Source organism: Pseudomonas sp. A-1 (assembly GCF_004801855.1).
Classification (GTDB): domain Bacteria; phylum Pseudomonadota; class Gammaproteobacteria; order Pseudomonadales; family Pseudomonadaceae; genus Geopseudomonas.
In genome coordinates this window covers 1-26,569 of record NZ_SSTC01000061.1, presented here as the reverse complement: position 1 = coordinate 26,569, position 26,569 = coordinate 1, and the positions used below count along the sequence as shown (strand labels likewise).

Here is a 26,569-nt window from a genome sequence, read left to right as displayed (position 1 = left end):
CGCCGGCGCCGACAGCGGCGCCAGCGGCATGCTCGGTCGGCTGGGCGCGCTGAGCGGCCTGCTCGGCGGCGGCGCCAGCCAGGCACCGCAGCCGGCAGCGCCGGTCGACAGCCTGGCGGGCGTCGCCAGAACCTTCACGGGGCTGGGCATGGAAAGCAGCCTGGTCGGCCAGTTCGCTTCCATCCTGCTGCAGTTCCTCGGCAACCAGGGCCTGGCCGGATCGCTGCTGCAGAGCCTGGGCGGCATCTGGGGCGTGCCGGGTGCGCCGGCCCCGGCGACCGGCACGCCGGTGGCCAGCGGCAGCGCCACCTGAGAGGGCGCTCGTCGTCCGCCGCGGGTCAGCGCGGCTGGCGGCGGCTCCTCACCACCTCGGCCCGCGCGCGCAGCTGGCCGCAGCCGCCGTCGACGTCCTGTCCGGCGCTGTTGCGCACCTTGGTCAGCACGCCCCGGCTGTGCAGGTAGCGCACCATCTGCACGATGCGCTCGCCGTCGGGACGCTGGAAGTCGTCGCCTTCCAGGCTGTTGTAGGGGATCAGGTTCATCACCGCGTACTTGCTCCTGAGCAGGCGCAGGATGCCGTCCATTTCCTCGACGCTGTCGTTGATGCCCCTGAGCAGCGTCCACTGGTACTGGATCGGGTAGCCGACCGCGCGGGCGTAAGCCTCACCCTGCGCGACCAGCTCCTCGGGATCGATCTGCGGCGCGCGCGGCAGCAGCTCGCGGCGCAGCTCGGCGTTGGTGGTGTGCAGCGACAGCGCCAGCGCCGGCTTGACCCGCTCCCGGGGCAGACGCTCGAACACGCGCGGATCGCCCACCGTGGAGAACACCAGGTTCTTGTGGCCGATGCCGCCCTCGGTGCCGAGCAGGTGGATGGCCTCCAGCACGTTGTCGAGGTTGTGCGCCGGCTCGCCCATGCCCATGAACACCACCTTCTTCACCGGGCGGAAGCGCCGCGCCAGGGCCACCTGGGCGACGATCTCGGCGCTGCCGACCTGGCGCAGCAGGCCGCTCTTGCCGGTCATGCAGAACACGCAGCCCACCGCGCAGCCGACCTGGGTCGACACGCACAGGCCGTCGCGGGGCAGCAGCACGCTCTCCACCATCTGCCCGTCGTTGAGTTCGACCAGCAGGCGCGCCGAGCCGTCGGCGCCGGGGTGCTCGGAGCGCAGCCGGGCCAGGCCGGCGATCTCGGCGTCGAGCTGCGGCAGCGCCGCGCGCACCGACAGCGGGAAAAAATCCGCGGCCGGGCGGTTGCGCGGGCCGCTGTCCAGCGGCCGGCCGGCCAGCCAGGCGCGCAGGATGCGGGTGCTGTGGCAGGGCTGGGCGCCGCTGGCGGCGAGGCGGGAGGTCAGGTCGTGGATGCGCATAGGGCGCGCATCCTAGCATCGCGCCGCGCTGGCGGGCAGATCGCGCGCCGGAGTGCAGCGCCCGTCGCCATCGGATTTTCTGTACAATCTGTTCGTTATTTGTAAGTGTTATGTACAACTTTGTCGCCGCCCTGTCGTCGCTGGCGAAAGGCACAAAGACGTCCCGTCTGCCGCCATGGCCGGCCTGCTGCTGACCGGCCGAGCCCGCGGTGCTTTCCACCTCTTCCGTTCCGTGGGGATTGTCTGATGCTACGTTTCCTCCGCTCCCTGCCCGGTCAGCCGCGGCGCTACAGGGAGCTGTTCAAGTCGATCGACCGCGCCGTGGCGATGGTCGAGTTCAACCTGGACGGTACCGTCCGGGCCGCCAACGAGCGCTTCTGCGAGCTGGTCGGCTGCTCCGCCGAACGGATCGGTGGCGTCCACCACCGCGATTTCTGCCCGCCGGACTACGCGCAGAGCGAGGAGTACCCGCACTTCTGGGAGCGCCTGCGCCAGGGCGAATCCTTCGGCGGGGTGTTCGAACGTCGCCGCGCGGACGGCCAGCCGATCTGGCTGGAGGCCACCTACGTGCCGGTGCAGGACGAGCGCGGCCAGATCGAGCGGGTGCTCAAGGTCGCCAGCGACACCAGCGAGCGGGTGCGCGAGTCCAGCCACGCGCGCAACCTGCTCGACGCGCTGAACCGCTCGATGGCGGTGGTGCAGTTCGACATGGACGGACGGGTGGTGGATGCCAACGCCAACTTCCTCGCCGCCATGGGCTATCGCCTGGAAGAGATTCTCGGCAAGCCGCACGCGCAGTTCTGCCGCCCAGACTACCGCGCTTCTGCCGACTACCGCGCCTTCTGGGAGCGCCTGCGCAGCGGCCAGTTCTTCTCCGGCGAGTGCGAGCGGGTCACCAAGGGCGGCCAGCCGATCTGGCTGGAGGCCACCTACAACCCGGTGCTCGACGAGCAGGGCCGCCCCTACCAGGTGATCAAGTTCGCCAGCGACATCAGCGAGCAGGTCCGCCGCCACGCGGCCGAGCGGCACAGCGCGCAGACCGCCTACCAGATCGCCCGGGAAACCGAGCAGCTGTCGATGTCCGGCCAGCGGGTGATCCTCGATGCGACCGAGCGCATGCACGCGCTGGCCGAGCGGGTACGCACCTCGGTGAGTCAGGTCGAGTGCCTGGAGCAGCGCATCCAGCAGATCACGGCGATCGTCGACTCGATCCAGAACATCGCCCAGCAGACCAACCTGCTGTCGCTCAACGCCGCCATCGAGGCGGCGCGCGCCGGCTCCAGCGGCCAGGGCTTCGCGGTGGTCGCCGCCGAGGTACACAGCCTGGCCGGCAGCACCGCGCAGGCCACCGGCTCGATCACCGAACTGATCGGCGCGATCCGCCAGCAGGCCGGCGAGGTGATGCAGGGCATGGCCGCCAGCCTGAACCAGGTAGAGGACGGCGTGCGCCTGGCCAACGAGGCCGGCACCGCGATCCGCCAGATCCACGACGGCGCCGGACGGGTGGTCGACGTGGTGCAGCGCTTCTCCAGCGAGGTCACTGCTGGCTAGCGCGGGTGGCGTCGCCGGCCGCGTGGCGGGTCTTCCACAGCGACACCAGCACGCCGCCGATCAGCAGGGTCAGGGTCACGCCGAGCGACAGCGCCGCCGGGATCTTGCCGATGATGCCGACCAGGAAGATCTTGCCGCCGATGAACACCAGCACCAGCGCCAGGGCGTACTTCAGGTAGGCGAAGCGGTGGATCAGCGCGGCGAGGGCGAAGTACAGCGCACGCAGGCCGAGGATGGCGAAGATGTTCGAGGTGTAGACGATGAACGGGTCCTGGGTGATGGCGAAGATCGCCGGCACGCTGTCCACCGCGAACACCAGGTCGGCGCACTCGATGAGGATCAGGGCGAGGAACAGCGGGGTGATCCACAGCACCGGCCTGCCGCTGGCGCCGGGGAGGCGCACGAAGAAGCGCTGCTCGTGCAGGCGGTCGGTGATGCGCAGGTGGCTGCGCAGGAAGCGCACCAGCAGGTTGTTCTCCAGGTCCGGGGTTTCGTCGACCCGGGCGAACAGCATGCGCACGCCGGTGAGCAGCAGGAACACGCCGAACACGTAGAGGATCCAGCTGAACTGGTGGATCAGCGCGGCGCCCAGGCCGATCATCACGGCGCGCAGCACGATCACCCCGAGGATGCCCCAGAACAGCACCTTGTGCTGGTAGCGGCGCGGAATGCCGAGGAAGCTGAAGATCACCGCCATCAGGAACACGTTGTCCATCGACAGCGACTTCTCGATCAGGAAGCCGGTCAGGTAGTCCATGCCGGCGTCGCCGCCCTTCTGGAACCACACCCAGACCGCGAACAGCAGGCCGACGGTGATGTAGCCGGCCGACAGCAGCAGGCTCTCCTTGACGCCGATCTCGTGCTGGTCGCGGTGCAGCACGCCGAGGTCGAAGACCAACAGGGAAATCACCACGGCGAAGAACGCCAGCCACAGCCAGGTGGCGGTGCCGAGGAAGTCGGCGAACAGGAACGAATGTAGGGCAGTCATGGGCCCCTCCTTGCAGTCGAAGTGTCATCAACTGTGACTCCGACATGGCGGCGTCAGCCGTCAGAGGGGCCCGGTGTCACGCTTCCAGCCTAGAAAGCCCGACTGTTTCGATCAAGAAAAGGGTTTTTACAAGGTTTTGCCAGGGCCGCCGTTCAGAATGCCAGCCGCGGTCCCAGGTAGGCGTTCGCCTGGTCGATGTCGTCGACGCCCAGGGCTCCGGCCAGGGCAGCCAGGCGCAGCCGGGAGAGCAGGTAGCGCAGCTTGGCCTCGAACAGGTCGCGCCGCGCGCTGTACACCAGTTCCTCGGCGTCGAGGATGTCCACGTTGGTGCTGGTGCCGGCGAGGAAGCCCTTCCTTACCGAGTCCAGCGACTTCTCGCCGGACCTGACGGCGGTCTCCAGGGCGCGGATGCGCGCCTCGCCGCTCTGCACGCTCTGGAACTCACGGGTGGTGTCGGAAACGATGGCCTCGCGGGCGACGCTCAGGTCGTCCTCCGCCTGTGCCCGGCTGGCGCTGGTCTGGCGCACGCGGGCGCTGGTGTAGCCGCCGCTGAACAGCGGCATGTTCATTTCCAGGCCGATCGAGCCGTAGCGGTTGCGCTGGTCCACGGTGGACAGCGAGTCGCTGTCCGCCGCGGTGTAGCCGAGCACCAGGTCGAGAGTCGGCCAGTGGCCGGCGCGGGCCTTGGCCACTTCCTGCTCGGCGACCGCGACGCCGAGGCGGCGGGCGCGGACCGCGGGGTTGTCGCTGCCGGCCCTGGCGATCCAGTCGGCGAGCCCGGCAGGCTGCAGCGGCGGCGTGGCGAAGCGCTCCTGCAGGGTGGCGATGTGCTCGGGGGCTTCGCCGAGAAACTCCTGCAGGCGTCGCCGGGTCACCTGCAGGTTGTCCCGGGCCTCGAGCAGCTCGGCGCTCGCCAGGTCGCGCCGGGCGACCGCCTCGTCGACGTCGGTGACCGTGCCATCGCCCAGCTCCAGGCGCCGGCGGGTCGAGGCCACCTGCTCCTCGAAGGCGCGCAGCTTGGTCGCGGCCAGCTCGATGGTCTGGTGGGCGAGCAGCACGTCGAAATAGCGCCCCGCCAGCTGCACTGCGGCATCCTGGGTCTTGGCGTCGAACACCGCCGCGCCGGCGTCGGCCTGGTAGCCGCCCTGCCGGTAGCCGGCCAGCTTCTGCCCGTTGAAGAGCGGCTGGCGCAGCTGCACGCTGGCGCTCCGGGCGGTGTAGTCCAGATTGTTGTCGCGACTGCGGCCGAAGACGTCCGGCTGCCGCTGGCTGCCGTCGATCCGGCTGCCGGAGGCGCTCAGGCCGACCTGCGGCAGCAGGCCGGCGCGGCCGAGGGCGCGGTTCTCGGCGGCGGCGGCCTTCTCGTTGGCGGCGGAGCGGTAGATCGGCCCCTGGTATTGCAGCAGGTCCCAGGCCTGGCGCAGGTCCAGCGCCTGGGCCGGCAGGGCGAGGCAGGCGATCCCCAGGGCGCAGGCAAGCGCCGGTCCTTGGCTCATCTCACTGCTCCTTGAACGAACTGGCGACCCTGTCGAGGAGAGGTTTGAGCAGGTAGCTCAGCAGGTTGCGCTCCCCGGTCCGGATGGTGACCGAGGCCGGCATGCCGGCGCGGATGCGGTTGGCGCCGAGCATCGCCATGCCCTCCGTGGTGACCTCGATCTGGGCAAGGTAGAACGGCTGGCGGCTTTCCTCGTCGATCAGCCGGTCGGCCGACACCGTCAGCACCCGGCCGGGAATGCTGGGGGTCTGCGCGTGGTTGAAGGCGGGGAAGGCGATGCTCACCGGCAGTCCGGGCTCCATCCGGTCGATGACCTGCACTGGCAGCATGGCGTCGATCTGCAGCGGCTCGTTGGCCGGGACTATCTCCATGATCCTGGCGCCCGGCTGGATCACGCCGCCGATGGTGGCGATGTTCAGGCCCTGGACCATGCCGTCGATGGGGGCGCGGATGACGGTGTGGCGGACCTGGTAGTCGAGGGCCTGCAGGCGGTCGGCGAGGGCGCTGCGCTCCTTGCGGACGTCGGCCAGCTGCGCCTGGATCTCCTTGCGATAGTCGTGGTCGTGCTGGCGGATGCGCAGGCGCAGCTCGGCCGCCTGCCCGCGGATGCGTGCGAGTTCGTTCTGGTTCTCCGCCTGGGCGGCGTTCAGCTCGGCGGCGCTGCGCTCGAGCTCGAGCATGCGGTTGCGCGGGATGTAGCCTTCGGCCGCCAGCTGGCGCGCGCCGTCGAGTTCCTGCTGGAGAAAGCGCAACTGCGCGGCGCGGGCGGCGTAGATCTGCTGCAGCCCCTTGGCCTGGTTCTCCGCCGAGTCGAGCGACTCCTGCAGGATGCTGACCTCGCCGGCGCGGCTGGTGCGCCGGGTGGCGAACAGGCGCCTCTGCAGGTCGAGCGCCGCGGCCAGCTCCGCGCTGTCGCCGAAGCGTTCCGACAGCCCGGCATCGAAGGCGACCTGCTCGCGGTCGTCGCGCTCGGCCTCCAGGCGGTTCTCCATCGTGCGGGCGGCGAGGTACTGGGCGCCGATCACGCCCTGCTCGGCGCGGGCCTCGGTGGCGTCGAGGCGGACCAGCGGCTGGCCCTCGCTGACGCTGTCGCCCTCGCGCACCAGAATGGCCTCCACGCTGCCGCCGGTCAGGTGCTCGATGCTCTTGCGGTTGCTCGACACCTTCACGGTGGCGGAGGCGACCACCCCGGCATCCAGCGGCGCCAGCCAGGCCCACAGCAGGAAGCCGCCGAAGGCGACCAGCACCAGCGCCAGGCCGCGGCGCACGGTCTTGCGGTCGTCGACCGCGATGACCGGGGCGGGGCAGGGGCTGCCCTGGCCGAAATCCAGCGTGGACATCATTCCCTCCTCCCGACCGCGGTCAGGGTATTGGCGGCGGGGTGCGCGCTGGCCGGCGCCAGCGCGGCGAGCACCTCGTCGCGGGGGCCGAACAGCTGCATGACGCCCTCGCGCAGCAGCAGGAGCTTGTCGACGGCGTTGAGCGTGCCGGGGCGGTGCGAAACGATGACGGTCGTGCAGCGGCGCTGGCGGAGCATGGCGATGACCTCGAGCAGCGCCCGCTCGCCGGCGTCGTCGAGGCTGGCGTTCGGCTCGTCGAGGACGACCAGGCTCGGCTCGCCGTAGATGGCGCGCGCCAGGCCGATGCGCTGCTTCTGCCCGCCGGACAGCGGGTGGCCGTCGGCGTCCAGCAGGGTGTCGTAGCCCCTGGGGAAGCGCAGGATCATCTCGTGCACGCCGGCGCGCCTGGCGGCGAGGACGACCGCCTCGCCGTCGATCTCGCCGAAGCGGGCGATGTTCTCCGCGATGCTGCCCTCGAACAGCTCGACGTCCTGCGGCAGGTAGCCGAGCCACGGCCCGAGTTCCTCCTTGTTCCAGGCGAAGACGTCCGCGCCGTCGAGGCGGACCTTGCCGCTGAGGGGTGGCCAGATGCCCACCAGCAGGCGGGCGAGGGTCGACTTGCCGGCCGCCGAGGGGCCGATGATGCCCAGCGACTCGCCTGGCGCCAGGCGCAGGTTCACCCCGCGGAGGATCGGCTGGGTCGAGCCCGGTGCGCCGGCGTGGAGGTTCTCGACGCTCAGCAGGCCGAGCGGGCGCTGCAGCGGCATCGCCGCCGGCGGGGTCGGGAAGTCCTCCAGCAGCTGGCGCAGGCGGCCCCAGGCGCGACGGGCGCCGAGCAGCGGCCGCCAGGCGCCGATGACCTGCTCGACCGGCGCCAGCGCCCGGCCGCTGAGGATCGAGCAGGCGATCATCATGCCCGGGGTGATCTGCCCGTCGATGGCCAGCAGCGCCCCGGCGCCGAGGATCAGCGACTGCAGGGTCAGCCGCACGAAGCGGCCCAGGCCGCCGATCCAGGCGGCGCGGTCCGAGGCGAGCGTCTGCTTGTCGAGGATGCGCAGGTAGCTGGCGAACCAGCGCCGGCCGATGGCCGGCAGCATGCCCAGCGCGGCGATGGCTTCGGCGTTGCGCAGGTTGTTGTTGGCGAAGCTGGCCGAGGCCTGGCTCGCCTGGTTGGCCTCGGCCAGCGGCTTGGCGGTGGCCAGCTCGGTGAGGAAGGTCAGCGCCACCAGCAGCAGCGAGCCGGCCAGGGTGAGGAAGCCGAGCAGGGGGTGGACGAGGAAGGCGATGGACAGGTAGATCGGCGTCCAGGGCGCATCGAAGAAGGCGAACAGGCCGTTGCCGGTGAGGAACTGGCGCACCTGGGCGAGATCCTGCAGGGCCTGCGCCGGATTGCCGCCGGCGCGGCTCAGGTTGCGCTCGAAGGCGGCGCGGAAGACCCGGCGGCTGAGGCTCATGTCGAGGCGGTTGCCGACGCGGATCATCACCCGGCTGCGCAGCGTCTCGAGCAGGGCCAGCAGCACGTACAGGCCGACCATCAGCAGGGTCAGCATCAGCAGCGTGGTGGAGTTGGCGCTGACCAGGGCGCGGTCGTAGACCTGCAGCATGTAGACCGCTGGGGTGAGCATCAGCAGGTTGATGACCCCGCTGAAGCCGGCCAGCGCGTAGAAGGTATGGCGCAGGCTGAACAGGGCCTCGGCGAGTTCGGAGCGTGGCTTCGGTTTGCGGTCCATCGTGCTCATCCACGGCAGCGGATCATGGGCGATCCCGTGCGGCAGGCCCGGCCCTTCCGGGGCGGGTCCCGCGGCGCAACGGCCCTGTCACGGCTTTCAGGGTCAGCTTAGGCGGGAGGCGCCGTGCGGCGAGCGCGGCGGGCCGGCGCGGAGCCGCTGCCTGCGCTTCGGTCGGCGGGAAGGTCCAGTGAAAACAAGGGCTTGGCGGGGGCTGGCGGTCCCTGCGACGGCCGTTTGGCGGGGCGAAATCGTCGGACCTAAGTCCGGGGTGCCCGCACGCGGAGCGCGCCTGCGGCGGTGCGAGCCGACGAGCGTAGCGGCGCCGCGCCGGCGGCCTGCTACGCTGCCAGAAAAGGCCGGCAACCCGGCGGGCGTCCGTCCCGCCCGGGGCGAACGGTTGCGACCGGCGAGCGGCGCGGTCCGCGGGCGCGGGGCGCCGAGAGGGTCGGGATGGGGGCTAGAGAAGGATCTTTCCATGCAGATCAGGATTGGTGTCGTGGACGATCACCCGCTGTTGCGCGAGGGCGTCGTCAACACCCTCAGGAAGCGGGCCGATCTCAAGGTGGTGGAGCAGGGCGGCAGCGCCGACGAGGCGCAGTCGATCGCCGAGCGCCTCGCTCCGGATGTCCTGCTGATGGACGTGAACATGCCCGGCGACACCTTCGCCGCGGTGCGCGCGATCGCCTCGCGCCTGCCTGCCGTCAAGATCATCATGCTCACCGTCTCCGAGTCGGAGGAGGATGCCTGCTGCGCGCTCGAGGCCGGGGCGAAGGGATATCTGCTCAAGGGCATCAGCGGGCCGGATCTGGTGCAGGCCATCCGCATCGTGGCCATGGGGGCCATCTACATAAGTCCGGCGCTGGAGAAGAAGTTGCTGCAGAACTTCGGCAGGCAGGAAGCCGACAAGAAAGGCGTCAGGCTGACCCACCGTGAGGAGCAGGTCATTCGCGAAGTATCCAACGGGCTGACCAACAAGGAAGTTGCCTGGCGACTGGCGATCAGCGAGAAGACGGTGAAACACTACATGACCTGCGTCATGCAGAAGTTGAATGCCCGCAACCGCGTCGAGGCGGTCGCCGCCCTGCGCCGTTACTGGGAGCGCGAAAGCATGGGGCGGATGATCTTCGGGGCGTCGCTGCACGACTCCAAGGAATCGTGAAGTTCCGGCATCCTGCGCCGCGCTACAGTCTGAATTGCGCCTTCACCGTGGTGCCCTGTCCCGGCTGCGAGTCGATGGTGAAGAAGCCGCCGAGCGATTCCACCCGATAGCGCAGGCCGGCCAGGCCCAGGCGGGCATTGTCGCCGCCCCCCACCTCCGGCGCCCTCGCCGGCATCCCCGGTCCGCGGTCCGATACCTGCACGCTCAGCAGTCCGTTGCCATAGCTGGCGGCCAGCATCTGGCCGGCGCCATCGGCATGGCGAAAGGCGTTGTTCAGGCATTCCTGGACGAAGCGGTAGATGCAGATCTTCAGGGGCAGGGGCGCGCTCGGGGGCAGCGGCGCCAGCGCCAGCTCGACCGCCGTCGAGGTCCGCTGCATGTGCCGCTGGGCGGCGAGCTGCAGCTCCTCGTGCAGCGTCAGGTCGTTGACCTCCGGGAGGGCCAGGCCGCGGGAGATGTCGCGGATTTCCCGCAGGGCATCCTGGGCGGCGCCCCTGATCGTCTCGTACTCCTCGCCGGGGGTGCCATGGGCCGCGCCGAGCTGCTCGGCGAGGTCGTCGAGGCGGATGAGGATCAGGGTCAGCAGCTGCGCCGGGCCATCGTGCAGGTCGGCGCCGAGGCGCCTGAGGGTGAGCTCGTTGATCTTCCAGAACTCGTGGGTGGCATTGGTGATCCGCTTCTGCAGCTTGGCGTTCTTGCGATGCAGGCGGGCCTGGGCGATCACGCGCGCGTTCAGCGCCATGCGCTGGTGCTGGATGATCCGGTCGCCGCGGCGGACGAAGAAGTAGATCAGCCCCAGCATGGCCAGGGTCGCGGTGCCGACCACCAGCCAGACCTGCCGGCGCACCCGGCCGATTTCCTTCTCGAGCCCGTCGGCCCTTTCGTAGAACTCGCCGACGGCGACGACCTTGCCGCTGTCGGCGGCGCGCAGCGGGGCGTAGATCTCGTAGAGGGGGATGGCGAGGCTGCGCTCGAAGTCGTTCTCCTCCTGCTCGAGATCCTCGAGGGCGGTGACCACCCGGCCGGCCAGCGCCCCGGCGATCTCGTCCATGGGAAAGCTGCGGTGGGTGATCGACTTGTCCGTGCTGTAGGCCACGGTGCCGTCCGTGCGCCAGATCTTCACCGAGGCGACGTGGCGCCTGAGCGACGGGCTGCGGGTCAGCTGGTCGAGCGCCCGGGTGCTCTGCGGCGAGAGGGTGGCGGTGCTGCTCAGCTCCTGCACGTAGGGTTCCAGGAAGGCCTCCATGTAGAGCGCGCCGGCCTCGGCCGCGCTCTGCAGGGCGGCGCTCTGCACCCGCGCGCTGACCAGGTTGCCGACGAAGGTCATGGTCAGGCCGAGGGTCAGCGCGGCGGCGACGAGGAACTGGGTGGAGCGGCTCATGCCGTGGCTGGCGCCGTGCGGCAGGTCCGGCCTGCCGCGATTTCCCTGGCGGGAATGGCGAGCGCCTCCGACCAAGGTCCGAGCAGCGACCGGGCCTGAAGTCGCCGAATTCGATTGGACCTTTTCGTTCTTCGCCATTTTCCGCACGCCCCTAGACTCTACAGACAGGTGACGGATGAAGACTATCACCATACGGGAGATGGGGCGCACGACTGTCGGGCAAAAAAGAATGCGGCACTAATCGGCAACTTCGGGGCGCATTTCGCGATTGTCCGGGCGGGAGGGGAAGTCGCTCTTTGCGCAGCGAAAGTCCGGCGTGGATATACATGGTGAAGTTCGCCGGCAAGGAATAACTCCGGACTCGCGGAGGCGGATCCGAAGTTATGGGATTCAATCGCCAGGGGAAAACATCATGGCCACCAGTTATGTTCTCAAACCTTTCCGCTTCAATCTTTCCGATCTGAACTTCATGCGGGACCAGATCAACTTCCGCCCCCTGTACGATGCCGCTGGCAATGCCGTCATCAACTGGGACGGAACCGGCACCGTGTACAACGCCAAGGGGGTTGCCTATCAGGATCTGGGCAGCCCGGCGGCCAACATCGCCGCCTACGGCCAGTCCTATGCCGCGGTGACCGCCGCCCAGGGCCTGCGCGATCCGTCCGGGCTGAACAACAACCTGTACCTGGTGAATGCCACCTGGGGGGCGGTCGACCAGCCGTTCCTGCAGCGCACCCAGGTGGTGTACGACCAGTACGTCAGGCCGCTGGATGCCGGCGATCCGAATGCCTTCTACGCGCTGAAGTTCGCCACCAGTCCGAACCCGGCTGCGGCGGACTACACCAAGCGCGGCGACGACCTGTCCACCCCGGACGTCGACGAGGCCTCGCCGGTGCAGAACGTCGTCGACTACACGCCGCGGATGATCAGCCAGCTGACCACCACGGCCGGCGTGACCTTCCAGACCGAGCCCGGCGGCAGCCACCTGGTCAAGGACGCCAACGGCTTCACCCAGGTCGCCGACTACGGCCTGCTCGAGGCGCTCGGTCAGCAGGACGCCCAGCGCCCGGTCAACGAGGACGGTTCGGCCAGCAACGAATTCTTCGTCGGCGCGCAGAACCCCGGCATGGCGCCGGTCAACGGCTGGTTCGTGCTGTTCGGCCAGTTCTTCGACCACGGCCTCGACTTCGTCGGCAAGGGCGGCGACGGCACCCGGATCACCATCAACCTGGCGCCGGACGATCCGCTGTACGGCGTCATCGATCCCACCACCGGCCAGCCGGCCAGCAAGATCGTCATCACCCGTGCCGACGTCAGCGGCTTCACCGCCGACGGCACGCCGCAGTGGGTCAACCACACCTCGCCCTACATCGACCAGAGCCAGACCTACGGCTCCAGCCAGCAAGTGACCGACCTGCTGCGCGAGTGGGTGTCCACCGACAACGGCGCGAGCTTCCACGCCGGCGCCCACATGCTCGACGGCAACACCTCGGCGGCCTGGCAGAACGCCTTCGGCGAGACGACCCATGCCACCCTGCCCACGCTCAACGAGCTGCGCGCGCACCTGATCGCCACCGGCCGTGACGACCTGAGCTGGGAGGACGTGGCCAACCTGCGCAACCGTGACGCGGCAGGGCACGTGGCGACCGGCGCGGAGGCGGGCAATTCCGGCCAGGCGCTGATCCTCGACATGAACCCGCGCTTCGACGAGGCGCATTTCGAGAACCCGCTGAACCCGGACGCGGCCGCCGATTTCGCCGCCGCCATCGCCACCCTCAAGGCCGCGGCCCAGGCGCTGGGCGCCGGCTACGACTTCGCCTACGTCGACGGCGCCGGGGCCAACGACGGCTATCTCGAACTCAGACTGCCCGCCGGCGCCATGGGTCCGGGCTCGCCGGCCATGACCCTGACCGGCGCCAGCGCGCTGGCCCTGTGGGTGAACTTCGCCGACTTCAGCATCAAGACCAGCATGCAGGCCGGTCCCGGGGTGATCGCCATCGACCCGGCCGTGCGTGCCGCGGTCGGCGACCTGCTGCTGGCCGCGGTGGGCGACCACTACATCGCCGGCGACGGCCGGGTGAACGAGAACATCGGCCTGACCGCGGTCCACCACGTCTGGCACGAGGAGCACAACTTCCAGGTGCGCAACATCCAGGCGGCCGTCACGGCCGAGGACCTGCGCCAGGAGCGGCTCGACCAGCACGGTACCTACGACCACGACCTGCTCCACGAATGGCAGGTGGCCACCGCCAGCCAGGACGCCAACGGCAACTACCTCAACGCCGACGGCTCCATCGCCTGGGACGAAGCCAGGCTGTTCCACGCCGCCAAGATCACCGTCGAGATGGAATACCAGCACACCGCGGTGGACCAGTTCGCCCGCACCATCACCCCCAACATCGCCGAGTTCGTCGGCTACAACAGCGGCGAGCAGGCCGACGTCAGCCTGGACTTCGCCCAGGTGGCCTACCGCTTCGGCCACAGCACGCTGCGCGAGTCGATCGACCTGATCGATCCCGACGGCGATATCACCGGCGCGGTGATGCGCGTGGCGCTGGAGCGCGCCTTCCTGTCGCCCGAGCTGTTCGCGCAGAAGGGCGCGGCCGCCATCGCCCTGGGCATGACCCACCAGCAGGCCAACGAGATCGACGAGTTCGTCACCCCGGCGCTCAACCAGGGCCTGCTGGGCATGCCGCTGGACCTGGCGGCGATCAACATCGCCCGCGGCCGCGACCTCGGCATCCCCACCCTCAACGAGTTCCGCAAGGCCATCGGCCTCAGCGAGTACGCCAGCTGGGCCGACTTCGGCGCCAACATGATCCACCCGGACAACCTGGTGAACTTCATCGCCGCCTACTCGTTCGACGGCAACCTCGAGCGCGCCGCGGCGCTGATCGGCCTGGAGAACGGCAGCATCGCCGAGGGCGACGCCGCCGCCCTGGGCTACACCTACCAGCAGGCGCTGGACTTCCTGCAGAACACCGACGCCTCGCTCTACGGGGTGGACGGCTTCCGGCACATCGACACCTGGCTGGGCGGCCTGGCCGAGGTGCACGTCACCGGCGGCTTGCTCGGCGAGACCTTCGACACGGTGTTCGCCGACCAGATCAGCCGGCTGATGAACGGCGACCGCTTCTACTACCTGTACCGCCTCGACCAGCTGCAGATGGGCGAAGGCATCGTCAACGAGCAGTTCAAGGACATCGTCGAGCGCAACACCGGCCTCGAGCACCTCAACGGCAGCGTGTTCGCCTACGCCGACAAGTACTACGACCTGTCGGAAACGGCGGCGGCCAACGCCAGGACCGAGCACAAGTACGGTGACGTGCTGGCTGCCAACCCGACGCTGGGCATCTACTCCACCAAGGGCAGCGCCACCACCGGCAACGGCGCCATCGTCAGCGTCAACGGCGTGCAGTACGTCCGCGACCTGCGCGTCGAGGACAGTGCGGCCACCTCGGGCACCACCGCCATCAACGGCGGCCTCAACCTCGACGGCACGCCCAACAGCGGCGCCGAGGCGCACGAGGTGATAGTCGGCAGCGACAACGCCGACCTGATCTACGCCTGGGGCGGCGACGACACCGTCTACGGCGAAGGCGGCAACGACATCCTCTACGGCGGCAACGGCATCGACCGCATCTACGGCGGCGACGGCGACGACCGCATCCTCGGCGGCGACGGCGGCGACCTGCTCGATGGCGGCGCCGGCGACGACTACGTGAGCGGCGAACAGACCGCGGTCGCCGCGGCCGGCGTCGACCAGGTGATCGGCGGCGAGGGCAACGACATCCTGCACAGCGGGGTGGGTATCGACAAGCTGTCCGGCGAGGCGGGCGACGACTTCATCTTCGGCGAGGGCGACACCGACGCCTTCACCCATGGCGGCGACGGCAACGACATCATCGACGGCGGCATCGGCGGCGACCTGTTGTGGGGCGACGGCGGCGACGACCTGATCATCGGCGGCGACGACCAGGACATCTCGGCCGGTCTCGACGGCGACGACATCCTGCGTCCCGGACCCTTCTCCCAGGCCATGGGCGGCGGCCCGGACGAGGTGCTGGGCGGCGACGGCAAGAGCGACCGCGGCAACGACGGCAAGGGCGTCGGCTTCGACCTGATCGACTTCAGCGACCACGCCTGGTCGCCGCAGGGCGTCAGCGTGGACTTCTCGACCCAGCAGAACCCGATCGCCGCCATCGACGGCACCACGCCCTTCCCGGCCTGGGTGGGCATCGAGGGGGTGATCGCCAGCCAGGGCAACGACCGCATCCTCGGCGACGCCAACGGCAACTGGCTGATCGGCGGCAGCGGCGACGACCAGCTGACCGGCGGCAGCGGCAACGACCTGCTGATCGGCGATGGCATCCGCCTGGACAGCCTGATCGGCACCTACGCCGGCGGCTACGATCACTACGTCGATGGCGCCAGCCACCGGGCCGACGGCTTCATCCAGAACAACGGCCTGCTCGACGCCGCCGGCCCCGGCTTCGACAAGCACTTCACCGAGATGCTCAAGTCGGCCACCTTCAAGGACCTCGAGCTGGGTGGCAGCCAGCTCACGCGGCTGTGGCGCAACGGTGTGGCGGGCAGCGATCTCGCCGACAGCGTCACGGTCGGCGACGGCGGCACGGCCGGCGCGGCCGACACCGCGGTGTTCGCCGGCAACCGCGCCGACTACAGCGTGGAGCGGATCTTCTTCGACCTCGCCACCCGCACGGTGGTCGCCGCGTCCGGCCCCGCCACCATCACGGCCTTCCGGATCAGCGACACGGTGGCCGGCCGCGACGGCACGGACCTGGTGGTCGGCGTGGAGAACTTCCGCTTCGCCGATGCCACCGTGGGCCAGGCCCAGCTGCTCAACAGCGCGCCGCAGATCACCTCGGACGGCGGCGGCGAGACGGCGGCGCTGAGCGTGGCCGAGAACGCCACGGCGCTGACCACGGTCACGGCGACCGACGCCGATGCCGGCAGCGTGCTGACCTACTCCATCGGCGGCGGGGCCGATGCGGCGCGCTTCGCCATCGACGCCGCGACCGGCGTGCTGAGCTTCGTGGCCGCGCCCGACTTCGAGGCGCCGGCGGATGCCGACGGCAACAACGTCTACGAGCTGATCGTCCAGGTCAGCGACGGCATCGCCGTGGATGCCCAGGCTCTGGCGGTGACCGTGCAGAACGTCAACGAGACCGCCAGCGGGGCGCTGCACATCGCCAGCTACACCAGCGGCAACGCGTCGGCGAGCCTCACGGCCAGCAATACCCTGGCCGATCCGGACGGCATGAGCGGCTTCGTCCGCTACCAGTGGCAGCGGCTGGTCAACGGCAACTGGGTGAACATCGCCGGCGCCACAGGGGCCACGCTGAGCAACCAGAGCAATACCAGCGTGCGGGTGACCTCCAGCTATGCCGATCCGTTCGGCAGCTACAGCTTCGTCTCCGCGGAGACCGCCTTCATCACCGGGACCGACACCGGCAACGTCAGGTCCGGCAGTGCGGGCAACGACATCCTGCTGGGGCTGGGCGGCAACGACATCCTCACCGGCGGTGCCGGCAACGACACCGTGGACGGCGGCACGGGCAACGACACGCTGCGGGCGAGCGTCGGCGACGGCGACGATGCCTACCTGGGTGGCGCCGGCATCGACACCTACGACCTGTCGGCGACCACGGCGGCGGCCAGCGTCGACCTCGGCGCCGGCACGGCCTTCAGTGCCGAGACCGGCAGCGACACGCTGTCCGGCATCGAGAACGTGCGCGGCAGCAGCGGCGACAACCTGATCGGCGACGCCGTCGGCGCCAACCAGCTGCTCGGCAATGGCGGCAACGACACCTTCGTGCTGCACGGCGACAATGCCCGCGACGACATCCAGGGCGGTGTGGGCGTCGATACCGTCGACTATTCGGCGGCCACCGCCGACCTGAGCGTGAACCTCGGCGCGTTCGGCGTGGTGGTGGGCGGCACGGGCAGCACGACGGCGCTGAGCGACACGCTGAGCAGCATCGAGAACTTCATCGGCGGCTCCGGCAACGACAGCATCACCGGCAGCGCTGCCGGCAACCGGCTGAGCGGCGGCGGCGGCAACGACACGCTGACCGGCGGGGCCGGCGCCGACGTGCTGAGCGGCGGGGCGGGCGCCGACCGCTTCGACTTCAACGCCATCGGCGAGTCGGGCGTGGGAGCGGCCGCGCGGGATGTCATCACCGACTTCCAGAGCGGCGTCGACAAGCTGGACTTCTCGACCATCGATGCCAACACCGGCAGTTGGGGCAACCAGGCGTTCGCGTTCAATGCCACGGCCGGCGCCGCGCTCACCGGCCCGGGGCAGTTGACCTATCACTACGAGACCATCGGCGGGCAGGAGTACACGGTGATCGACGGCAACGTGAACGCCAATCCGGGCAGCGACTTCCAGGTGGCCCTGGTCGGCCATCAGGTGCTCACCGCCACGGACTTCATCGTCTAGCCGCGGCGCCGCCGGCGCCGGCGAACCCCGTGCCCGTCACGGGGTTCGTCGCTGGCGGCGGCCTAGGCCGTGCGGAACACCAGCGCCTTGAGGCCGCTGTCGGGATGGATGTCGGCGAACTCCGGCGGGTTGGCGAGGCGCTCGACGAAGTGCAGCTGCGGCGCCTCGGCGGCCATGCCCTCGATCAGGAAGTCGGGGCCGATGCCGGGGTCGTTGACGCAGGCCAGCACCGTGCCTCCTTCGGTGAGCAGCTCGGGCAGGCGGCGGAGGATCTTGCGGTAGTCGCTGGTCAGGGCGAAGCTGCCCTTCTGGAACGACGGCGGATCGATGATGATCAGGTCGTAGGGTCCGTACCTGCGCACCTTGCCCCACGACTTGAACAGCTCGTGGCCGAGGAACTCGACCTGCGCCAGGTCGTGGCCGTTGAGGCGGTGGTTGTCGCGCCCGCGGCTGAGCGCGGCCCTGGCCATGTCGAGGTTGACCACCTGGGCGGCGCCGCCGGCGATGGCCGCCAGCGAGAAGCCGCAGGTGTAGGCGAACAGGTTGAGCACGCGCTGGCCGGCGGCCTGCTCGCGCACCCAGCGCCGGCCGTAGCGCATGTCGAGGAACAGGCCGTTGTTCTGCTTGCGGCCGAGGTCGAGCTTGTAGCGCAGGCCGTCCTCGTCGATCAGCCATTCCTCCAGTTCCGCGCCGAGCAGCCAGTCCATGCGGCTGTCGGCGAGGTAGCGGTGCTGCAGCAGCAGGTGGTGCGCGCCGCTGTGCCGCCAGGCGGCGCTGCCGGCCAGCTCCAGCAGCATCGCGGTCAGCGCCTGCAGTCCATCCGCCTCCGGCTCGCGGAACAGCGACACCAGCAGCACGCCCTGCAGCCAGTCGACGGTGACGTGCTCGAGTCCCGGCCAGCGCCGGCCGCGGCCGTGGAACAGGCGGCGCGCCTCGGCGGGCACGGTGTCCAGGGCGGTCAGGAGCTGCTGCTGCAGGGTGGCGATGGCGTCGGCGTGCATGGCGGATGGTGGTCGCAGGTGAGGGGCGCGCATTCTAACCGCAGCGGCCCTCTGCCCGGAGAGGAGCGACGAAAGGCTAGAATGCGCTCTTTCCCTGCAGCCGAGGACGCCCGATGAGCAGCACTCCCACCTACGGCGTCGGCGACGCCTCCTATCAGGCCGCCGGCGGCATCGACGGCCTGTGCCGCCTGGTCGACGACTTCTACCGGATCATGGACGAGTCGCCGGCCGCGGCCGAGCTGCGCCGCCTGCATCCGGAGAGCCTGGAGGCCTCGCGTGACAAGCTGACCTGTTTTCTCAGCGGCTGGCTGGGCGGGCCGAAACTGTTCGCCGAGAAGTACGGTCCGGTCGTGATCCCCGCCTTCCACGCCCAGTGGCCGATCGGCGAGGCGCTCGCCGAGGCCTGGCTGGACTGCATGGCCCAGGCGGTCGCCCGCCAGGGCTACGCGCCGGAGTTCGCCGCCTACCTGATGCAGCAGCTGCGCGTACCTGCTGCGCGCATCGTCCAGGCCAGCCGCAACCGCTACGGCTGAGCGGCGGTCAGCTCGACAGCGCCTGCGCGGAGCTGTCGCCGCCCCGGCTGGCGCCGGCCCTGGCGGCGCGGGCGCGCCGCACCAGCAGGCCGCCCAGGGTCAGGCCCAGACAGGCGGCCAGCGCCGAGGCGATCAGCACGCCCAGCTTGGCGGCGCCGAGCAGGCTGGCGTCGGCGAAGGCCAGGGTGGCGATGAAGATCGACATGGTGAAGCCGATGCCGGCCAGCACGCCGATCAGCCCCAGCCACGACCAGTTCATGCCCGCCGGCAGGCGGCACCAGCCCAGGCGGACCAGCAGCCAGCTGCTCAGCAGGATGCCGAGCGGCTTGCCGACCACCAGGGCGAGGGCGACGCCGAGCATCACCGCCGTGGCACCGCCACCGTTCAGGTCGATGCCGTCCAGGTTCACCCCGGCGTTGGCGAGGGCGAACAGCGGCATGATGCCGTAGGCCACCCAGGGATGCAGGGCCAGCTGCACGCGCACCACCGGCGGCAGCAGCTCGCGCTGGGCGTAGCGCAGCCGCCGGACCGGCTGCATCAGTTGCTGGGCATCGCTCTCGCCGTTGCGCGCGCGCTCGGCGAATTCCTCCAGGGCGCGGCTGGCGGAGTCCAGCGGAGCCTCGCCACGCGTCGGCAGCACCGGGGTCAGCAGGCCGAGCACCACGCCGGCCAGGGTCGGGTGCGCGCCGGTGTGCAGCAGGCCGAACCACAGCAGGGCGCCGGGCAGCACGTAGGCCCAGGCCGAGCCGATGCCGATGGCCTGGAAGCCGAGCACCAGCAGCAGGCCGGCGCCGGCGATCAGGAAGCCGTTCGGGTCGAGACCGCCCGAGTAGAACAGGGCGATGATCAGCACGGCGATGACGTCGTCGATGATCGCCAGGGCGAGCAGGAAGATGCGCACGCAGCCGGGGATCGACTTGCCGAGCAGGGCCAGCACGCCGACGGCGAAGGCGATGTCGGTGGCGGTGGGCACCGCCCAGCCCTGGCGCAGGCCCTCGCCGCCGGCGATGGCCAGGTAGATGAGCGCCGGCGCGACCACGCCGCCGAGCGCCGCGCCCAGCGGCAGCGCGGCCTGGCGCAGGTCGGCGAGGGCGCCGTCGTGGATCTCGCGGCGGATCTCCATGCCGACCACCAGGAAGAACACGGTCATCAGCGCGTCGTTGATCCAGAAGTGCAGCGAGTGGGAAACGCTGAAGTCGCCCAGGCTGAAGCCCAGCGGCAGGTGCCAGAGGTGCGCGTAGCTGTCGGCGGCCGGCGAGTTGGCCCAGGCCAAGGCGATGGCGGCGGCCAGCAGCAGGACGATGCCGCTGACGGCTTCGATGTGCAGGAAGTGCTCGAGGGCGTTGAAGGCCTTGTCGGCGATACGCTGCGCAGCCGGCAGCGCCTTGCGGGAAGGGGTCGGGGTCATGGTTGCTCATGCTCTGCGGCTGTGTGGCGGCCCGACCAACACAAGAAACCTGTCCGCCTGCAACCTGCAGTGCGGACACCCGTTTTTCACCCTACACAGCCCGCCTGCAAATGGCCAGCCATCCGGGTCGGGCGGCTGGCGCTGCTGCGGGCATCGGGCGTTCTGTCTCGAATGGGCCGATCCTGCACTGAAGTGTAGCGATGTCCTGGGGATCTGCACGGTTGTCGGCAGGCATGCACGCCCCCGTCCGGCAAGGCGCCGGGGCGGTGAAACACATCCTGTTACACAGCCGCGGCGCGGCCTGCCTGGCGCGGCCGGGTCCACCGGCCGAGCGGAGCGCGCGCGCGGGGCGCCGCTCAGGCCGAGAGGCCGTTGTTCTCCAGGACCTGTTCCAGATAGGCCACCCGCTCGGTGGCGTCGGTCCACAGGTGGACCAGCGCCTCGACCACCGGGCGGTAGATGTTGGCGTTGAAGTTGGTGTTCTCGGCGATCGCGTAGGCCTCTTCGGGACTGCGCCCCGCCTTGATCTCGCGCAGCTGGACGCCGAGTTCCTGGTCGGTGCGCAGGGTGTGGAACACCAGCCAGGAGGTCACGAAGCTGACCAGCCGGTCGAAGTGCTGGGAGATGCCGAGGTCGACGGGGCGGTTGCGGATCTTGCCGAGATCGTAGAAGAACGACTTGTGCGCCATCTGCTGCATCTTGATGTGCCGGGGATCGACCTTGTGCTGCAGCATGATCTCCTCCTCGTCGGCGAAATGCTTGTTGGCGTAGTCGAGGAGGGCGTCCAGGGCGGCATCCAGCTCCTGATCGTTCTCGTTGCCGGAAGCGATGTCGCGGGCGATCTTGTCGAGCATGACGAACAGCTGCTCATGCTCGCGGTCGACGGTGTCTTCGCCGATGGCGAAGCGCGGGCTCCATTGAAACATGCGGCCTTCCTTTTTCGCGGGTGGTTTGTCGGAGTGGTTGCTGATGCCTTCGTACCACTTGTGGCGCGCGGCGGCCAGTGGGCGCAAGCATGAGGCGCGGCTCCGGGCCGGAAAGCATCCGGCGGCAGGCCGGCGAGGGCCGGCTCCCGGTCAGGAGGGGTGCGGCCGGCGGGATTGGCTCGCTGCCCCGGATGTCGAGGCTGCCGAGGGTGACCCGGCCGCCTGATGCTCAGCGCTTGAGCAGCGCCCGTATATCCGCCAGCGCACTGTTGCCGCGCTTGGCCTTGACCTCCACCGACGCATCCTCCTGGCCTTCCCAGACCAGGTCCTCCGGCGGCAGTTCGTCGAGGAAGCGGCTCGGCAGGCAGTCGATCACCTCGCCGTACTGCTTGCGCTTGGCGGCGAAGGTGATGGCGAGGTTCTTCTTGGCGCGGGTGATGCCGACGTAGGCCAGGCGGCGCTCCTCCTCGACGGTATCGGCCTCGATGCTGGAGCGGTGCGGGAGGATCTCCTCCTCCATGCCCATGATGAACACCGAGGGGAACTCCAGGCCCTTGGAGGCGTGCAGGGTCATCATCTGCACGCCCTCGGCGCCGTCCTCCTCCTCCTGCTGGCGTTCGAGCATGTCGCGCAGCACCAGCTTGGCGATGGCCTGCTCGATGGTCATGTCGCCGTCCTCGTCCTTCTCCAGGGTGTTCTTCAGCGCCTCGAGGAGGAACCAGACGTTGCTCATCCGGTACTCGGCGGCCTTGTCGGTGGAGCTGTTCTCGCGCAGCCAGTTCTCGTAGTCGATGTCGGCGATCATCCCGCGCAGGGCGGCGATCGGGTCGTCCTGGGCGCATTCGCGGCGCACCCGGTCGAGGAAGTGCTTGAAGCGCGCCAGGCGCTCGCAGTAGCGGGCGTCGAGGTGCTCGCGCAGGCCGATCTCGTCGCTGGCCTCGTACATGCTGGTCTTGCGTGCGGTGGCGTAGTTGCCGAGCTTCTCCAGGGTGGCCGAGCCGATCTCGCGGCGCGGCACGTTGATCACCCGCAGGAAGGCGTTGTCGTCGTCCGGGTTGACCAGCAGGCGGAAGTAGCTCATCAGGTCCTTCACCTCCTGGCGGGCGAAGAAGCTGGTGCCGCCGGACAGCCGGTAGGGGATCTGGTGGTGCTGCAGCTTCAGCTCCATCAGCTTGGCCTGGTAGTTGCCGCGGTAGAGGATGGCGAAGTCGCTGTACGGCCGCTGGGTGCGCAGGTGCTCGGTGAGGATCTCCATGGCGATGCGCTCGCACTCGGCCTCCTCGTTCCTGCAGCGGATCACGCGGATTTCGTCGCCGTGGCCCATCTCGCTCCACAGCTGCTTCTCGAACACGTGCGGGTTGTTGGCGATCAGCACGTTGGCGCACTTGAGGATGCGGCTGGTCGAGCGGTAGTTCTGCTCGAGCATCACCACCTTGAGGCTGGGGAAGTCCTCCTTGAGCTGCATCAGGTTCTCCGGCCGTGCGCCGCGCCAGGCGTAGATCGACTGGTCGTCGTCGCCGACCACGGTGAACTGCGCGCGCTCGGCCACCAGCAGCTTGACCAGCAGGTACTGGCTGGCGTTGGTGTCCTGGTATTCGTCGACCAGCATGTAGCGCACCCGGTTGCGCCACTTCTGCAGCACCTCGGGGTGCTCCTGGAACAGCTTGACCGGCAGCAGGATCAGGTCGTCGAAGTCGACCGCGTTGTAGGCCTTGAGGGTGCGCTGGTAGTGCAGGTAGACGATCGCGGCGGTCTGCTCGCGCGGGTTGCGCGCCTGCTCCAGCGCCTGCTCGGGGAGGATCAGGTCGTTCTTCCAGGCGCCGATCAGGTTCTTGATCTCGTCGACGCCGTCGTCGCCCTGGTACTCCTTCTGCATGATGTCGGCGAGCAGCGCCTTGACGTCCTGCTCGTCGAAGATCGAGAAGCCGCTCTTGTAGCCGAGCTGGGCGTGCTCCTTGCGGATGATGTTGAGGCCGAGGTTGTGGAAGGTCGACACCGTCAGGCCCTTGCCCTCGCCGCCGCGCAGCAGGCTGGAGACGCGCTCCTTCATCTCGCGCGCGGCCTTGTTGGTGAAGGTCACCGCGACGATGTTCTGCGCGCGGATGCCGCACTGCTGGATCAGGTAGGCGATCTTGCGGGTGATCACGCTGGTCTTGCCGGATCCGGCGCCGGCCAGCACCAGCAGCGGGCCGCTGATGTAGTGGACGGCTTCCTGCTGGCGGGGATTGAGTCGGGACATGTCGTTCGAGGCTTTCAGAGCGGTGCAGAGAGTTTAACAGGCGACGGGCATGGTGCCGGTCGGTTGTCCGTGTGCTATCGGCCATCATGAGGGTGTTTGCACGGTCACTCGATGGTAAATTTCAAACCCCTCAAGATAGGGCCTGCAGGGACTGCTCGAGCGTATCGCCGTGGGTCGTGGGTAGATGCTGCATCAGAGGTCGACAGCGAAAAATGAACCCAGATGAGGAAGGCATCATATGAGTCAGGAAGGACAGCTCCTCGACCAGAAGTCCTTGCGGGCAGTGACGGGCAAGACAGCAGACTGGAACGAAATCGCCAAGGATTGCATTGCCTTTGCCAATGCGACCGGCGGTCGCCTGCTGCTGGGCATCGAGGATGGCCAGGATGCGCCGCCCGCCGGCCAGCACATCCCCAGCGACCTGCCTGACACCCTACGGCGCAAGCTGGCCGAGCGCACCGTCAACGTTACGGTGCTGCCTGATGTCGTCACCGCCCCGAATGGTGGCCAGTACATAGAATTGCGTGTTCCGCGCGCCATGGCCGTCGCCTCCACCACGGACGGCCGCTATTTCCTGCGTGTGGCCGACCAAAGCAAGCCGGTCACCGGCGATGACGTGATGCGTCTGGCCAGTGAACGGTCCGCATTGCCGTGGGAAACGCAAACCACACTGCATGCTCCGCGCACCGAGGTCGATACCGGCAAACGCGACAAGCTGCTTGCAGCCCTCCGCGCATCAGACCGCGTCAAGGCATCGGTCAAGGAAAAGTCCGACGACGAACTGCTCGATCACTATCAGCTCGCGCAAGGACAGACCCTCACCAACCTGGGCGTGCTCTGCCTTGGTCGCCAGCACCAGCGTGCCCAACTGACCACGGCACCAGTCATCCAGTTCATCAAGTACGACGAGCTCGGCCAGAAGGTCAACAAGCTGGTATGGGACGACCACACGCAAAGCCCGATGGAGCTGATCGAAGCGGTCTGGCAGGAGGTGCCAGACTTCCGTGAGCGCTACGAGCTGCCCGATGGCCTGTACCGCCAGAACGTACCCGCCTTCGACGAAATCGTGGTGCGCGAATTGCTGGTCAACGCATTGGTACACCGCCCCTACACCCAGCGTGGCGACATCTTCCTGAACCTGCATCCGGACCGGCTGGAAGTGGTCAACCCCGGACCTTTGCCGCTGGGCGTCACACCGCAGAACGTACTGCACACCACAGTGCGCCGCAACGAGCACCTGGCCCGCCTGTTCCACGACCTGAAACTGATGGAACGCGAAGGCAGCGGCTTCGACAAGATCTTCGAGGTACTGCTGTCGCAAGGTCGCCCGATGCCGGAGCTGATCGAAACCCACGACCGCGTGCAGGTCACTGTGCGCCGCCGTATCCTCAAGCCCGAGGTCATCGACTTCATCGCCAAGGCCGACCAGACCTATCAACTCACCCAGCGTGAGCGTATTGCCCTGGGCCTGCTGGCCCAGCACGATGCGCTGACCGCCCGCGAGCTTGCCAGCATGCTGGAGCTGCCTGGCGTCGAAGCTCTTCAGCTCTGGCTCAAACGCGTGCTCGACTGGCAGTTGGTGCAGAGCGCCGGGCGTACCCAGGCCACGCGCTACTTTGTCGATCCGGGCTTGCTGCACAGCCTTCAGTTCACCGGCGAAACCACGCTCAAGCGCATCGAGCCGCACCGTCTGGCTGCGCTGATCGTCGAAGACGTGGGCCGCTACCCAGACACCAGGATTGGCAACATCCACCAGCGGATTGGGCTGGAAATTCCCCGTTCACGTGTGCGGCGAGCTGTAGAGCAACTGGTGAAAGAGGGAAATCTGATCCAGGAGGGGGTGCGTAGTGGCACACGCTATCGCCTGCCCTGACTTGGCTCAAAACAGCGTCTATCCGCCAGGCCTGCGCCAAAGTCATGCGCCAAACCGCGCGTGATCCCGGCCAAGCCGTTGCCGCAGCAGCATATTTTCTTTGGCTCACGCCTCGTGCCTGAGCCAAACCAGACGAATTGAAACAGGACCATCAGCATGACAAGCATCCAACAACGCGCCGAACTGCAACGCCGCATCTGGCAAATCGCCAACGATGTGCGCGGCGCCGTCGATGGCTGGGACTTCAAGTAGTACGTGCTGGGCGCCCTGTTCTATCGCTTCATCAGCGAGAACTTCATCGACTACATCACCGGCGGTGACGCCAGCGTCGACTACGCCGCCATGGCGGACGATGACGAGAACATCGAAGCTGCCAAAGACGACGCCATCAAGACCAAGGGCTACTTCATCTACCCCAGCCAGCTGTTCGTCAACGTCGCGGCCAGCGCCAATACCAACGAGAGCCTGAATACCGATCTGGCTAACATCTTCAAGGCCATCGAGGCCTCGGCCAACGGCTACCCCTCCGAGCACGACATCAAGGGCCTGTTCGCTGACTTCGACACCACCAGCAACCGTCTCGGCAACACCGTCAAAGACAAGAATTCCCGGCTGGCCGCCGTGCTCAAGGGCGTGGCGGAACTGGACTTCGGCGGCTTCGATGCCAGCCACATCGACCTGTTCGGCGATGCCTACGAATTCCTCATCTCCAACTATGCCGCCAATGCCGGCAAGTCCGGCGGCGAGTTCTTCACCCCGCAGCATGTCTCCAAGCTGATTGCTCAGCTCGCCATGCACAAGCAGACCAGTGTCAACAAGATTTACGACCCGGCCTGCGGCTCCGGTTCGCTGCTGCTGCAAGCCAAGAAGCACTTCGATGCGCACATCATCGAAGACGGTTTTTTCGGGCAGGAAATCAACCACACCACCTACAACCTTGCTCGTATGAACATGTTCCTGCACAACATCAATTACGACAAGTTCAATATTCAGCTGGGCAATACGCTGGAAGAGCCGCATTTTCTGGATGACAAGCGGCGGTTGCAGGAACTGAGTGCAACAAGGTTATTGGAGTGAAGCAGGTGCCTCATGATGCTTGGCCATCAGCTCGG

Annotated in this window: 17 protein-coding genes; 7 read left to right on the top strand and 10 right to left on the bottom strand. The window is 68.4% G+C overall.

Annotation, left to right across the window (positions count from 1 at the left end; all coding sequences use genetic code 11):
- Positions 1-313, top strand: a 313-nt coding sequence (locus E5198_RS14305; protein ID WP_136490669.1) for a DUF2780 domain-containing protein, incomplete at its 5' end; no start/stop codon positions are given.
- Positions 314-338: 25 nt separating this feature from the next.
- On the opposite strand, the gene E5198_RS14300 is transcribed toward E5198_RS14305, so the two are convergent.
- A complete protein-coding gene (locus tag E5198_RS14300; protein ID WP_136490668.1) occupies positions 339-1,367 on the bottom strand; it encodes an RNA methyltransferase in 1,029 nt (342 codons plus the stop codon).
- Between the two features lie 246 nt (positions 1,368-1,613).
- On the opposite strand from E5198_RS14300, the gene E5198_RS14295 reads away from it, so the two are divergent.
- Complete coding sequence (locus E5198_RS14295; RefSeq protein WP_136490667.1) at positions 1,614-2,918, top strand: PAS domain-containing methyl-accepting chemotaxis protein; 1,305 nt, start codon at positions 1,614-1,616, stop codon at positions 2,916-2,918.
- On the opposite strand, the gene E5198_RS14290 is transcribed toward E5198_RS14295, so the two are convergent.
- The 4 genes from E5198_RS14290 to E5198_RS14275 form a co-directional block, all read right to left on the bottom strand.
- Positions 2,905-3,906 (bottom strand): TerC family protein, encoded by a 1,002-nt coding sequence (locus tag E5198_RS14290; protein WP_136490666.1) that lies wholly within the window; start codon positions 3,904-3,906, stop codon positions 2,905-2,907. The two genes, E5198_RS14295 and E5198_RS14290, sit on opposite strands and share 14 nt — an antisense overlap.
- Before the next feature lie 152 nt (positions 3,907-4,058).
- Entirely contained in the window at positions 4,059-5,402 is a 1,344-nt protein-coding gene (locus tag E5198_RS14285) for a TolC family outer membrane protein (protein WP_136490665.1), read from the bottom strand.
- A gap of 1 nt (position 5,403) precedes the next feature.
- Positions 5,404-6,741 carry an HlyD family type I secretion periplasmic adaptor subunit gene (locus E5198_RS14280; RefSeq protein ID WP_256659143.1) on the bottom strand — a complete coding sequence of 446 codons (1,338 nt, stop codon included), beginning with the start codon at positions 6,739-6,741 and terminating at the stop codon, positions 5,404-5,406.
- Positions 6,741-8,471 (bottom strand): type I secretion system permease/ATPase, encoded by a 1,731-nt coding sequence (locus E5198_RS14275; RefSeq protein WP_136490663.1) that lies wholly within the window; start codon positions 8,469-8,471, stop codon positions 6,741-6,743. Before E5198_RS14275 ends, E5198_RS14280 begins: the two co-directional genes overlap by 1 nt.
- Before the next feature lie 475 nt (positions 8,472-8,946).
- Between E5198_RS14275 and E5198_RS14270 the strand changes: the two genes are divergently transcribed.
- On the top strand, positions 8,947-9,630 hold the full coding sequence (locus E5198_RS14270; protein WP_136490662.1) for a response regulator transcription factor: 684 nt from the start codon (positions 8,947-8,949) through the stop codon (positions 9,628-9,630).
- A gap of 22 nt (positions 9,631-9,652) precedes the next feature.
- On the opposite strand, the gene E5198_RS14265 is transcribed toward E5198_RS14270, so the two are convergent.
- Positions 9,653-11,149 carry a sensor histidine kinase gene (locus tag E5198_RS14265; protein ID WP_136490661.1) on the bottom strand — a complete coding sequence of 499 codons (1,497 nt, stop codon included), beginning with the start codon at positions 11,147-11,149 and terminating at the stop codon, positions 9,653-9,655.
- A gap of 274 nt (positions 11,150-11,423) precedes the next feature.
- Here E5198_RS14265 and E5198_RS22205 point away from each other — a divergent pair, with 274 nt between their 5' ends.
- A complete protein-coding gene (locus E5198_RS22205) occupies positions 11,424-17,477 on the top strand; it encodes a peroxidase family protein (RefSeq protein WP_136490660.1) in 6,054 nt (2,017 codons plus the stop codon).
- A 62-nt stretch (positions 17,478-17,539) separates the two neighbouring features.
- Here the strand turns inward: E5198_RS22205 and E5198_RS14255 are convergent, their stop codons facing one another.
- A complete protein-coding gene (locus E5198_RS14255) occupies positions 17,540-18,478 on the bottom strand; it encodes a class I SAM-dependent methyltransferase (RefSeq protein ID WP_136490671.1) in 939 nt (312 codons plus the stop codon).
- 113 nt (positions 18,479-18,591) lie between these two features.
- Between E5198_RS14255 and E5198_RS14250 the strand changes: the two genes are divergently transcribed.
- Positions 18,592-19,011, top strand: coding sequence for a group II truncated hemoglobin (locus E5198_RS14250; RefSeq protein WP_136490659.1), 420 nt, complete (start codon positions 18,592-18,594; stop codon positions 19,009-19,011).
- A 7-nt stretch (positions 19,012-19,018) separates the two neighbouring features.
- Here E5198_RS14250 and nhaA read toward each other — a convergent pair whose 3' ends face one another.
- The 3 genes from nhaA to rep form a co-directional block, all read right to left on the bottom strand.
- Positions 19,019-20,419, bottom strand: a complete 1,401-nt coding sequence (gene nhaA / locus E5198_RS14245) for a Na+/H+ antiporter NhaA (RefSeq protein WP_178084078.1) — start codon at positions 20,417-20,419, stop codon at positions 19,019-19,021.
- Between the two features lie 356 nt (positions 20,420-20,775).
- Complete coding sequence (locus tag E5198_RS14240; RefSeq protein ID WP_136490658.1) at positions 20,776-21,345, bottom strand: bacteriohemerythrin; 570 nt, start codon at positions 21,343-21,345, stop codon at positions 20,776-20,778.
- 229 nt (positions 21,346-21,574) lie between these two features.
- Positions 21,575-23,584 carry a DNA helicase Rep gene (gene rep, locus E5198_RS14235; protein ID WP_136490657.1) on the bottom strand — a complete coding sequence of 670 codons (2,010 nt, stop codon included), beginning with the start codon at positions 23,582-23,584 and terminating at the stop codon, positions 21,575-21,577.
- Between the two features lie 238 nt (positions 23,585-23,822).
- Between rep and E5198_RS14230 the strand changes: the two genes are divergently transcribed.
- Positions 23,823-25,457, top strand: coding sequence for an ATP-binding protein (locus E5198_RS14230; protein ID WP_136490656.1), 1,635 nt, complete (start codon positions 23,823-23,825; stop codon positions 25,455-25,457).
- A 255-nt stretch (positions 25,458-25,712) separates the two neighbouring features.
- Positions 25,713-26,534, top strand: a complete 822-nt coding sequence (locus E5198_RS14225; RefSeq protein ID WP_256659140.1) for a type I restriction-modification system subunit M — start codon at positions 25,713-25,715, stop codon at positions 26,532-26,534.
- The last annotated feature ends 35 nt before the right edge of the window (positions 26,535-26,569 follow it).

What these genes read in the sequence shown, in the direction of transcription:
- rep (WP_136490657.1), bottom strand. Translation starts at nt 23,584, where the DNA reads ATGTCCCGACTCAATCCCCGCCAGCAGGAAGCCGTCCACTACATCAGC.
- nhaA (WP_178084078.1), bottom strand. Translation starts at nt 20,419, where the DNA reads ATGACCCCGACCCCTTCCCGCAAGGCGCTGCCGGCTGCGCAGCGTATC.
- E5198_RS14290 (WP_136490666.1), bottom strand. Translation starts at nt 3,906, where the DNA reads ATGACTGCCCTACATTCGTTCCTGTTCGCCGACTTCCTCGGCACCGCC.
- E5198_RS14240 (WP_136490658.1), bottom strand. Translation starts at nt 21,345, where the DNA reads ATGTTTCAATGGAGCCCGCGCTTCGCCATCGGCGAAGACACCGTCGAC.
- E5198_RS14300 (WP_136490668.1), bottom strand. Translation starts at nt 1,367, where the DNA reads ATGCGCATCCACGACCTGACCTCCCGCCTCGCCGCCAGCGGCGCCCAG.
- E5198_RS14295 (WP_136490667.1), top strand. Translation starts at nt 1,614, where the DNA reads ATGCTACGTTTCCTCCGCTCCCTGCCCGGTCAGCCGCGGCGCTACAGG.
- E5198_RS14270 (WP_136490662.1), top strand. Translation starts at nt 8,947, where the DNA reads ATGCAGATCAGGATTGGTGTCGTGGACGATCACCCGCTGTTGCGCGAG.
- E5198_RS22205 (WP_136490660.1), top strand. Translation starts at nt 11,424, where the DNA reads ATGGCCACCAGTTATGTTCTCAAACCTTTCCGCTTCAATCTTTCCGAT.
- E5198_RS14255 (WP_136490671.1), bottom strand. Translation starts at nt 18,478, where the DNA reads ATGCACGCCGACGCCATCGCCACCCTGCAGCAGCAGCTCCTGACCGCC.
- E5198_RS14230 (WP_136490656.1), top strand. Translation starts at nt 23,823, where the DNA reads ATGAGTCAGGAAGGACAGCTCCTCGACCAGAAGTCCTTGCGGGCAGTG.
- E5198_RS14265 (WP_136490661.1), bottom strand. Translation starts at nt 11,149, where the DNA reads ATGGCGAAGAACGAAAAGGTCCAATCGAATTCGGCGACTTCAGGCCCG.
- E5198_RS14250 (WP_136490659.1), top strand. Translation starts at nt 18,592, where the DNA reads ATGAGCAGCACTCCCACCTACGGCGTCGGCGACGCCTCCTATCAGGCC.
- E5198_RS14285 (WP_136490665.1), bottom strand. Translation starts at nt 5,402, where the DNA reads ATGAGCCAAGGACCGGCGCTTGCCTGCGCCCTGGGGATCGCCTGCCTC.
- E5198_RS14275 (WP_136490663.1), bottom strand. Translation starts at nt 8,471, where the DNA reads ATGGACCGCAAACCGAAGCCACGCTCCGAACTCGCCGAGGCCCTGTTC.
- E5198_RS14280 (WP_256659143.1), bottom strand. Translation starts at nt 6,741, where the DNA reads ATGTCCACGCTGGATTTCGGCCAGGGCAGCCCCTGCCCCGCCCCGGTC.